This is a genomic window from Novosphingobium sp., assembly GCF_020852455.1.
In the GTDB taxonomy this organism is placed as follows: Bacteria; Pseudomonadota; Alphaproteobacteria; order Sphingomonadales; family Sphingomonadaceae; genus Novosphingobium.
The window spans coordinates 1-10481 of sequence record NZ_JADZAT010000033.1; the positions used below are offsets into that span (position 1 = coordinate 1).

Genomic DNA, 10481 nt, shown 5'->3' on the forward strand with positions numbered 1-10481 from the left:
CGCGGATGGCGTGCGCGAACTCCAGAACCGCCGGGTGGAAATCACCTACGGTCCGGGCTCGGGCATGTAAGCCAAAGCCTTACCAGGCAAAACGATTTGGGGGCCGGAGCAATCCGGCCCCCTTTTCATCAGGGGTGCTTTACCTGCCTAGGGCAGCTCGGCTAGGTTAAGGGCAATGCCAAGCCTGTTCACCAGATCCCGCCCCGGCCCGAAACGATCGCTGTCCTACCGGATCACCCGGTGGATCGCGCTGGGCATCATGTGGTTCGTGCTGGGCAGCGTGGGCCTGACGCTGCTGTACAAATGGGTGCCGGTGCCGGTGACCCTGACCATGATCGCTGACCCCAACGGCTTCGACAAGGACTGGACCCCGCTTAGCCGGATCGACCGCAACATGGTGAGCGCGGTCATTGCCGGCGAGGATGCCAAGTTCTGTTCGCACAACGGTTTTGATGCCGAAGCGATCGAAAAGGCGATGGAGCGCAACGCCAGGGGCAAACGCCTGCGCGGGGGATCCACCATCAGCCAGCAAACCGCCAAGAACGTGTTCCTGTGGCAGGGCCAGGGCTGGACCCGCTATGCCCGCAAGGGGCTGGAAGTGTGGTTCACTTTCCTGATCGAGAACGTCTGGGGCAAGCGGCGGATCATGGAGGTCTACCTCAACGTCGCCGAAACCGGGATCGGGACCTATGGGGTGGAAGCCGGGGCGCAGCGTTATTTCCGCCATTCTGCGGCCCGGCTCAGCCGGGTCGAAGCGGCCCGAATTGCGGCCGCGCTGCCCGCGCCCAAGCGCCGCGAGGTGGTTGCCCCGGGCGGCTTCACCCGCCGCCACGGCAATGTCATCGCGGCCCGCAGCGGCGTGGTCCGCAACGAAGCGCTGGACGCCTGCGTTTACGAATAGAGCCTGTCCTGTTGAGGCGGAGGCATCGTCATCGCAACAGGAAGGCCGCTGGATAGGAGCGGCGTGCGGCAGGAGCTGGTTGCCCCTGCAAGCGACGCGACGCCGCCAGCGGCCTTCCTGGTGCGACCCCGCAGGGGCGGGCCGACGCCTCCGCCTCAACAGGACAGGCTCCAGGTCCGCAACGCAAAAAGAAAGGGGCGCCGCAGCGCCCCTTTCCCAAAGCCGAAGCCCTGAAGGCAATCAGTACTTGATCACCAGCGTCGCGCTGACCGTGCGCGGAGCGCCAATCTGGACGTTGGGAACCGAACCATAGGTCCAGGTGCCGGTGGTCTGGTTGTAGCTGCCGGTGGTGTTCTGCAGCAGGTTGCCGCCGTAACCGCCGACATAAAGGGTGTCGAACAGGTTGTAGACGTTGACCTGGAAGTAGCTGTCACCCAGCTTGATCATGTCGAGCTTGAAGCGGACGTCGAGGTTGGCCAGCCAGTAGGCCGGCAGCTTGGCGTCATAGACCTGCGTGCGCGAGACCACCGCAACCGGGTTGGTGCAGACCGGAGTCGGCACGTTGGTGCAGGCCTGAGCGCCGTTCGGGATGAAGGTCCCGGTGTAGACCGCTTCGTTGTTGTCATAGACAAAGCGTTCGCCGGTCCGCTTGGCGGTGAAGCCGATTTCGATCGGGCCGAGTTCGGCGCGGATCGTACCGCCGAAGCTGTACTTCGGCGCGCCCGATTCACGCTTGCCCGCGGTCAGCGCATAGATCGGGGTGCCATCGCGGTTTTCACCGATCGCGATGTTGTCCTTGATTTCGGACTTCATCACGCTGCCGAAGGCATAGAGCGTCAGCTGCGGAACCGGCTGGAACGCGATCGAGCCATCGACCCCGTACTTCTTCACGTTGCCCAGGTTACGATAGACGGTCTGGTTGATTTCCGGATCGTAGGCCGAAGCGCTGCGATTGTGGAACTGGTTGTAGAAGCCCGAAACCTGCGCCTGGATGGTGCCCGAGCGGAACCGCAGACCCAGATCGAAGTTGTCGGTGGTTTCCGGCTTCGGCTGTGCGCGCGACGTACCCAGCGGGAAGTAGAAGGCGTTGTAGAGGTTGTCGGTGCCGGGCACCGAAAGCCCTTGCGAGAAGTTGCCGAACACGCTGGCATTGCTGGTCAGGTCGAACACAAATCCGACGTTGGGCAGCAGCTTCTTGTAGTTGTAGACGCGGTTCTGCGGGGTGGCCCAGCCGCTGACCGTGATCGCGCCGGTGGTGGCATTGGTGGTCACCACATAGGGGTTGAGCGTCGATGCCAGCGCGTTGTTGGTCGGATCGCCGCTGAAGCATTCGACGAAACCGCTAGCCGAGCTGGTGTAGCAGTTGTTGGTCAGATCGCGCTTGAAGAACGGCATACGCAGACCGGCGGTCAGGACCAGCCGGTTGTCCATGAATTCGCCGCGGTATTCACCCGAGATCTGGTGCAGCGAAGCATAGGACAGGCGATCGCGCTTTTGCAGGATGCTGCCCAGCACGCTGCGCTCGCCGGCATTGACCGGGAAGACATCGACCGGCTGACCATTGGCCAGCACCAGCCCGACTTCACCGGTCTGGCGGTGACGCGCACGGTCCCAGGTGTAGTTCAGACGCAGCGTGTGGCTTTCGTTGATCTCATACCGCAGGCCCGCGATCGCCCCCAGGCGGTGCGTCTGCGTCTGGCTGGGAGCCATCACAGTAACCGTATCGAGGGTATCGCCGTCGCCGTTAAGGTCACGGCCGAAATAGGGCGTGCCACCCAGATAGCCCGGACGGCAGGTGTTGAAGGCACTGTTGGGCACAGCCTGGCAGCTGTTGGTCGCCAGCGCACCGAATGTCGGTGCAATCGCGGCCAGCGGACCCGAACCATCGGGATCAGCCGGGTTGATATCACGCAGACCTTCGCTGCCGGTCACGGTGCCGCCGCCGTTGGCCTTCACATACTGATAGCTGGGTTCAAAGTTGAAGACCAGCTTGTCGGCCAGGGTCAGGCGCAGCTGGCCGCGGATGTTGCCGGTGTTCGACGGGTTGTAGCGCCGATCGAATTCGGTGCCGCAGCTCAGCGACTGGTTGTTCGGAGCAGCCGCCGGAGTATCGGCTACACCGGACTGCGGCGTATCCATCTGGCACGGGAAGTTGATGTTATAGAAACGCTCAGCCCGGGTCAGCGGGAAGCGGTTGGTCGCGGCGCTTGAGTTGTTGGGCCCGACGATCCGGTTGCCGCCGTTGGTATCCAGCCGCAGCGGCACCGAACCGAAGAAGTTGTTGCGGTTCTGGTTGTAGTGTGCCGAGACCGAGACGAAATCGTCACCACCCAGCGGCTGATAGATCTTGGCGTTGTACTGCTGCTTGTCGATCTTGCCGTAATTGTTGAACGGGATCCGGTTGCGAGCCATGCTGGCCGAGAAGAAGGCGCGGGTCCCGCTGGCGTTGAGATCACCGGTTTCGATCTTGCCGAACAGACGCATGAAATCCCATTCGCCCATCGAGCCCGAGAGCATCGCGCCAAAATCGCGGTCGGGCTTCTTGGTGCGCAGGTTGACGGTACCGCCGGCCGCCGAAGCGGTGGGGCTGTCAACGTCCGTGGTGCCCAGGTTGACGTTGACCTGATCGATCAGTTCGGGGTCGATCTGCTGGTTCGAGTAGATCGCATAGTTGCCCGAATCGTTGAGCGGCACGCCGTCAAAGGTCAGGCTGACGCGATCGGCCGAGAAGCCGCGGATGTTGAGCGTACCACCGGCCGAACCGTAGGCATCGTTGTTCTGGAAGCTGACGCCCGGGATCTGGTTGATCGAATCGAGCACGGTCTGGCCGGGGTTTTGGCGGGCCAGGTTTTCCTGGGTCAGCACGGCCTTGGCCTTGGCAGTGTCAGGCGCGGCAATGCCGGCCACGTTCTGCGTGCCGGTGCGGGCGCCGGTGACGACGATTTCCTTGTCGAACTCCTGCGAGCCGGTTGATTGGGCAAAGGCCGGAGTGGCCAGGCCACATGCCAGCGAGGCGGTGGCGGCGCTGACGGCAAGGTAGGTCTTGAACTGCATTGTCTGTGTCCCCGTGTTTGGCCCGTTCCGGCGATGAGGAAGGCCCGGAAAAGCAAGCGCAATGCCTTCGCGAATCGCACGAACGGCAAAGTCTGCCCCGCTCATACAGGGGCAGCGTCACGCTCAAAACAGGGGGATGTGACAAGGTTGTGAATGCAACCGGAAGGCCGGACGCGAAATTGTCCTGCCTGAGCAATCTTGTTTCGATTCAAGCCGAACAAACGAAATGAATTTGCGAAGTTTGCAAATGGTTGCCCCAAACCGGGCAGAATCCCATAACAGGGCCGCAACGATTCTTGCTGCACTGCGGCATTTGTGCAACGCTTGAAGTGAAGGCGGAGAAATGGGCGGCGCACATCATCACCATTCGCACGGCCATGGCCACCACCATGGGCACGGGCACGGGCACGGGCACGGGCACGGGCACGGGCACGGGCATCACCACGGCGGATCGAGCCATGGCAAGGCCTTCGCTTTCGCGGTTGCGCTGAACACCCTGTTCGTGGTCGCCGAAGTGGTGGCCAGCTATATGTCCGGATCGACCGCACTGCTGGCCGATGCCGGGCACAACCTGGGTGATGTCCTGTCGCTGCTGCTGGCCTGGGGCGCCAGCGTGCTGGCCGCGCGGCCGCCGGGGCCGGGGTTTACCTATGGTCTCAAGTCCAGTTCGATCCTGGCCGCGATCGCCAATGCCGCGCTGCTGTGGATGGCGCTGGGCATGGTCCTGCTCGAGACGGTCCAGCATCTGTGGGAACCACGCGAGGTCGATGGCCCGCTGGTCATGGCAGTGGCGGCCGCCGGGATCGCGATCAATCTGGTCTCGGCCCTGCTGTTCGCCAAAGGCAGCAAGCACGACCTCAACCTGCGCGCCGCGTTCCAGCACCTGATCGCCGATGCGGTTGTCTCTGCCAGCGTGGTTTTCGTTGGACTCGCGGTATTCCTGACCGGCCAGGGCTGGATCGATCCGGTGGCCAGCCTGGCGATCACGGTGGGATTGGCCTGGGGTAGCTGGGACTTGCTGAAGGACGCGGTCAAGATGGGCCTGCTGGCGGTGCCGCGGCATATCGATGAAGGCGTGGTGCGCGATTTCCTGGCGGGTCACGACGGCGTCAGCGCGGTTCACGACCTCCACATCTGGGGGATGAGCACCACCGAAAGTGCCCTCACCGCGCACCTGGTGATGCCATCAGGGGCACCTGGCGACCAGTTCCTGCACCAGATCGCCCATGAACTGGAGGAACGCTTCGGCATCCACCACGCGACGATCCAGGTCGAGACCTCACCCGCAGATTGCAGCCTGGGGCACGATCACAAGCATTAGGCAATATTGCCAAGGGATCGCGCTGAGTTGGCTCAGGCCGGAGCGAGAATGGCTGATTTCGAGAACCGGCGCGCAGCGTACTTCAGTACGTGAGCACCGGAAGCGCAGAAAGCGGGCGTTCGCAGCCCGGCATGGGGCAAATCAGCGCGATCCCTTAAGCCGCCTCTTCCTTGCCCTTCAGCACCCGCACCGGTTCCTTGCGGCCTTCGACCACGTCCTTGTCCACCACCACTTCGGCGATGCCCTGTTCGGTCGGGATATCGAACATGGTATCCAGCAGCAGCCCTTCGACGATCGAGCGCAGCCCGCGCGCGCCGGTCTTGCGTTCGATCGCGCGCTTGGCGATCGCTTCCAGCGCGTCGTCGGTGAAGGTCAGGGTGACGTCTTCCAGTTCGAACAGCTTGGCGTACTGCTTGACCAGCGCGTTCTTGGGTTCCTTGAGGATCTTGACCAGCGCCTCGATATCAAGGTCTTCCAGCGTCGCGATCACCGGCAGGCGGCCGACGAATTCGGGGATCAGGCCGAACTTCAGCAGGTCTTCCGGTTCGGCCTTCTGCAGCAGTTCGCCCACCTTGCGCTTTTCCGGATCAGCGACATGCGCGCCGAACCCGATCGAGCGCTTCTGCAGGCGATCGGAAATGATCCGTTCCAGCCCGGCAAAGGCCCCGCCGCAGATGAACAGGATGTTGGTGGTATCGACCTGCAGGAATTCCTGCTGGGGATGCTTGCGCCCGCCCTGCGGCGGCACCGAAGCGGTGGTGCCTTCCATCAGCTTGAGCAGCGCCTGCTGCACCCCTTCGCCCGAAACGTCGCGGGTGATGCTGGGGTTTTCGGCCTTGCGGCTGATCTTGTCGATTTCGTCGATATAGACGATCCCGTGCTGGGCCTTCTCGACGTTGTAGTCGCTGGCCTGGAGCAGCTTGAGGATGATGTTCTCAACGTCTTCGCCCACGTAACCGGCTTCGGTCAGCGTGGTGGCATCGGCCATGGTGAAGGGCACGTCAAAGGTCTTGGCCAGCGTCTGGGCCAGCAGGGTCTTGCCGCAGCCGGTCGGCCCGACCAGCAGGATGTTCGACTTCTGCAGTTCGACTTCGCCGCCCTTGCCGCCGTGCTTCAGCCGCTTGTAGTGGTTGTGCACCGCGACCGAGAGCACGCGCTTGGCGCGTGCCTGGCCGATCACGTAATCGTTCAGCGTTTCGCAGATATCCTTGGGGCTGGGAACGTCCCCGCCCTTCTTGCCGGTGATCCCGGCCTTGGTTTCCTCACGGATGATATCGTTGCACAGCTCGACGCATTCATCGCAGATGAACACGGTCGGCCCGGCGATCAGCTTGCGCACCTCATGCTGCGACTTGCCGCAGAAGCTGCAGTACAGGGTGCTCTTGGCGTCGGTTCCGCTCAGTTTCGTCATGCTTTCATCCGCTTGCCCGCATCGCGCGGGGAATCGCCGGAGTCTAACCCGGTGATCGCAATTATCAATCCTGACACTAGCACGACCGGATTGCGGCGCACTGAAGCGTCAGGGTTACCAAATCCTTGGCGCGTTCCGCCGATTATTCGGGTGCGCCGCCGGTTCCGCTGGCATCGTGATCGCCATCGGGCCGGCTTTCGAAGACCTTGTCAACCAGGCCGAATTCCTTGGCCTCGGCCGCATCCAGCCAGGTATCGCGATCGACCGCCTTCTCGATTTCTTCCAGCTTCTTGCCGGTGTAATTTGCATAGTGCTGGTTCATCCGCTGGCGCAGCCGCAGGATTTCGCGGGCCTGGATCTCGATATCGCTGGCCATGCCGCGCGCCCCGCCCGACGGCTGGTGGATCATGATCCGCGCATTGGGCAGCGCGATCCGCATGCCGGGCTCACCCGCGGCCAGCAGGAAGCTGCCCATCGAGCAGGCCTGGCCGATGCAGACGGTCGAAACCCGCGGCTTGATGTACTGCATGGTGTCATGGATCGCGAGACCCGCAGTCACCACCCCGCCCGGCGAGTTGATGTACATCGAGATGTCCTTCGACGGATTCTCGCTTTCCAGAAACAGCAGCTGGGCGACGATCACCGAGGCCATGTGATCCTCAACCTCGCCGGTCACGAAAATGATCCGCTCACGCAGCAGCCGCGAATAGATGTCGAAGCTGCGTTCGCCGCGGCTCGATTGCTCGACCACTACCGGAATCAGCGCGCCGGTGATCGGGTCGCGGGTGAACTGGCCTTGGGGTCCGGGCTGGTTGAACAGGTCGAGCATGGAAGTCCTCTTGTGGTTGGTTATCCTATGTCGGCTTTGGCGGCGTGATGTTCAAGGGCGTTAACCGGTTTGCGTTCGATCGCGCGCTTCGATCTTCGCTGCAATGCCGAAACAGGGCGGCTAACAACCGTCAATCCTACGTATATTAATGCCATGAGATATTTTTGATCTCTATTTGCGTAATCAACATGCTATGTTGCATACGCGAATTGGATGAGGGAGGAAAATCCGATGGCACGAAATACCCCGTTCCGCGCGGCCCTGATTGGAGGAAGCGCGATCCTGGCACTTGTGGCGACCAGTGCCCAGGCCCAGGACGTTCCCGGCGGTGATGCGAGTGACGAGGAAATCGTCGTCACCGCCCGCAAGGTTGAGGAAAAACTGCAGGACGTGCCGATCGCGGTTACCGCGCTGTCGGGCGCCACGCTGGAAGCACGCGGGATCGGTTCGGTGACCGAGCTGTCGCGGGTTTCGCCCAACCTGCAGTTTACCCCCGGCCAGGGCGGCAACAGCGGAGCGATCGCCCCGTTCATCCGCGGGGTCGGCGAAAACGACTTCATCATCACCTCGGACCCGGCGGTCGGCACCTATTTCGACGGGGTCTATGTCGCCCGCACCTTCGGCGCTTTGGCCGAACTGCTCGATGTCGAGCGGATCGAGGTGCTGCGCGGCCCGCAGGGCTCGCTGTTCGGCAAGAACACCATCGGCGGCGCGATCAACGTGATCAGCAAGCTGCCGGGCGATACGACCGAGCTTTCGGGCGATGCGCGCTATGGCTCGTACAACGACGTGCGGCTGCGGGCGCGGGTTTCGGTGCCGCTGGGCGAAGGGCTGGCGATCAGCCTGTCGGGGCTGGGCGAATGGGGCGATGGCTGGCAGCATATCCCTTCGGGCAAGGACCTGGGCAACCGCAACGTGATCACCGGCAAGGCGGTGCTGCGTTACCAGTCGGGCCCGTTCGAGGCGATCTGGTCAGCCGATGCACTGCGCCGCCGCCAGAATTCGGCCGCGCACTCGATGATCGATTTCGTCCCGACCTTCTTCTCGGGCCTGCAATCGGGCTTCATCGCCCCGTGCTGCACGGTGCCGGCCGATATCGATCACACCGATACCACGCCGGCGCTCAATCGCGACAATGCCGATGCCTTCAACACCTCGCTGACGCTCAGCTATGACCTGGGCGGCGGCAAGCTCAAGTCGATCACCGCCTACCGCAAGGTCGATGCCCTGTTCGGGCGCGACGGCGACGCTTCGGCCGCAGTCAACTACGCTGCCGACATCCATGACGAGAACGCCAAGCAGTTCAGCCAGGAACTGCAGTATTCGGCCTCGATCCTGGGCGAAGGCAGCCTCTTGCTGGGCGCCTACTACTACCGCGAAAAGAGCATCGACCTGACCCGGCTTTATGTTGCCGACGGGCTCTATGATGCGATCAAGACCACCCCGCCATTCTCAGATCCGGCCTTCCCCGGCGGCCCGCCGCTGGCCGTGCTGCTCGATTTCAATCTCGATTTCGACAACCGCCAGACCACCACCAATTACGGCCTGTTCGGCAATGTCTCGTTGCCGCTGGGCGAAAAGGTCAAGCTTGAGCTGGGCGGGCGCTACACGCACGAGAAGAAGAGCTTTTTCCAGGCCGCGACCCGGATCTATTCAGGCGCGCCGCTGCTGGCCGGAACGCCCAGCTATACGCTTGAAAAGGAATGGGACGCCTTCACCCCGCGCGTCTCGCTCAGCTGGAAGCCGCAGGACAACCTGATGCTCTATGGCTCATGGTCGCGCGGCTTCCGTTCGGGCGGGTTCAACGGCCGGCCGACCTCGCTGGAGGAAGTGGGGATCTACAATCCCGAACACCTCGACGCGTTTGAAGTGGGGATGAAGGGCGAATTCGGCGGTGTCCTGACGCTCAACCTCGCCGCCTTCTACAACAAGTACCGCGATCAGCAGCTGCTGATCAGCACGGTCAGCCAGACGACCGGGCTGATCGTGGTGCGCACCGAAAATGCCGGGCGTTCGAAGATCGAGGGGATCGAACTGGAAGCGGCGGTCAAGGTTACGCCGCGCCTCCGGCTGGATGGCTCGCTGGGGATCCTGGGCGCGAAGTACCAGCAATACACTTCGGTGATCGCCGGGGTGCCGACCGATGTCAGCTTCCGCACGCCCAAGCAGGCTCCGGACCTGTCGGCCAGTCTGGGGCTGTCCTACACCCTGCCGCTGGGCGATACAGGCAACGCCGTGTTCCGGGTCGATACGGCCTATCGCTCGAAAGCCTTCATCGATGTCGAGAACACGCCTGAGCTGGCAGCGCGTGAACACGCGATCGTCAATGCCAGCGCAACCTTCGACCTGCCGGTTTCGGGCCTTTCGTTGCGGCTGGCGGTGGACAACCTGACCAAGCAGCGGATCGTGACGGCAGGCTACGATGCTCGCGGATCGTTCGGCTTCGTCGAAGCCTATTTCAACGAACCGCGCCGCTTCTGGGTAACACTGGCGTTCCAGCGCTGACGACTGCGCGCCAGGTTCCCCTTTAGGATGGGGAACCTGGCCGGACGGTGGTGCGGTGCCCTCTAACGCACGTCCACGCGCTCGGCCCCAGGCACGCGGGAATCGATCATCTTGACGAACTTGCAGGTGACCTTCGCTTCGACGCATTTCGAGGCAATGTAGGCGGCATGATCGCGATCGCGGGTCATATACGAAATCCGCATGTCGTTGTTCTGATCGGCGTAGAGCACGACCTTGCTGTTGAACGAATATGACGCAACCTCGCAGGCTTCACCGGATTCGCGCTGACAGCTTGCCAGGACCGCCTTCTTGGCGGCCTCCTGATCCTTGGCGCCGCTGAGCGTCCAGACCGAGTTGCCCCACTTGACCGAGCGCGTCTTGGTCCAGGCCTGGGCGGTGAAATAGGGCTTGCCCTGGGCAAACGGATCGAACCGGTAGGCTTCCTTCAGGGTCAGATTGA

The 10481-nt window shown here is 62.7% G+C and carries 7 protein-coding genes; 3 read left to right on the forward strand and 4 right to left on the reverse strand.

Going from position 1 to position 10481, the window contains the following annotated elements; genetic code table 11:
- Positions 1–175: 175 nt before the first annotated feature.
- Complete coding sequence (gene mtgA, locus IT549_RS16120; RefSeq protein WP_292974664.1) at positions 176–901, forward strand: monofunctional biosynthetic peptidoglycan transglycosylase; 726 nt, start codon at positions 176–178, stop codon at positions 899–901.
- A 240-nt stretch (positions 902–1141) separates the two neighbouring features.
- Here the strand turns inward: mtgA and IT549_RS16125 are convergent, their stop codons facing one another.
- Complete coding sequence (locus IT549_RS16125) at positions 1142–3955, reverse strand: TonB-dependent receptor (RefSeq protein ID WP_292974665.1); 2814 nt, start codon at positions 3953–3955, stop codon at positions 1142–1144.
- A gap of 343 nt (positions 3956–4298) precedes the next feature.
- On the opposite strand from IT549_RS16125, the gene IT549_RS16130 reads away from it, so the two are divergent.
- Complete coding sequence (locus IT549_RS16130) at positions 4299–5276, forward strand: cation diffusion facilitator family transporter (RefSeq protein WP_292974666.1); 978 nt, start codon at positions 4299–4301, stop codon at positions 5274–5276.
- Positions 5277–5430: 154 nt separating this feature from the next.
- Here IT549_RS16130 and clpX read toward each other — a convergent pair whose 3' ends face one another.
- Together clpX and clpP are read right to left on the reverse strand one after the other, a co-directional pair.
- Entirely contained in the window at positions 5431–6687 is a 1257-nt protein-coding gene (gene clpX, locus IT549_RS16135) for an ATP-dependent Clp protease ATP-binding subunit ClpX (RefSeq protein WP_292974667.1), read from the reverse strand.
- 142 nt (positions 6688–6829) lie between these two features.
- Positions 6830–7516, reverse strand: a complete 687-nt coding sequence (gene clpP, locus IT549_RS16140) for an ATP-dependent Clp endopeptidase proteolytic subunit ClpP (RefSeq protein WP_292974668.1) — start codon at positions 7514–7516, stop codon at positions 6830–6832.
- A 231-nt stretch (positions 7517–7747) separates the two neighbouring features.
- Between clpP and IT549_RS16145 the strand changes: the two genes are divergently transcribed.
- Positions 7748–10021 carry a TonB-dependent receptor gene (locus IT549_RS16145; RefSeq protein WP_292974669.1) on the forward strand — a complete coding sequence of 758 codons (2274 nt, stop codon included), beginning with the start codon at positions 7748–7750 and terminating at the stop codon, positions 10019–10021.
- A 62-nt stretch (positions 10022–10083) separates the two neighbouring features.
- Here the strand turns inward: IT549_RS16145 and IT549_RS16150 are convergent.
- Positions 10084–10481, reverse strand: a 398-nt coding sequence (locus IT549_RS16150; protein ID WP_292974670.1) for a hypothetical protein, incomplete at its 5' end; no start/stop codon positions are given.

Bases quoted from the DNA above. Each gene is read 5' to 3' on its own strand.
- mtgA (WP_292974664.1), top strand. From the start codon at position 176: ATGCCAAGCCTGTTCACCAGATCCCGCCCCGGCCCGAAACGATCGCTG.
- IT549_RS16130 (WP_292974666.1), top strand. From the start codon at position 4,299: ATGGGCGGCGCACATCATCACCATTCGCACGGCCATGGCCACCACCAT.
- IT549_RS16125 (WP_292974665.1), bottom strand. From the start codon at position 3,955: ATGCAGTTCAAGACCTACCTTGCCGTCAGCGCCGCCACCGCCTCGCTG.
- clpP (WP_292974668.1), bottom strand. From the start codon at position 7,516: ATGCTCGACCTGTTCAACCAGCCCGGACCCCAAGGCCAGTTCACCCGC.
- clpX (WP_292974667.1), bottom strand. From the start codon at position 6,687: ATGACGAAACTGAGCGGAACCGACGCCAAGAGCACCCTGTACTGCAGC.
- IT549_RS16145 (WP_292974669.1), top strand. From the start codon at position 7,748: ATGGCACGAAATACCCCGTTCCGCGCGGCCCTGATTGGAGGAAGCGCG.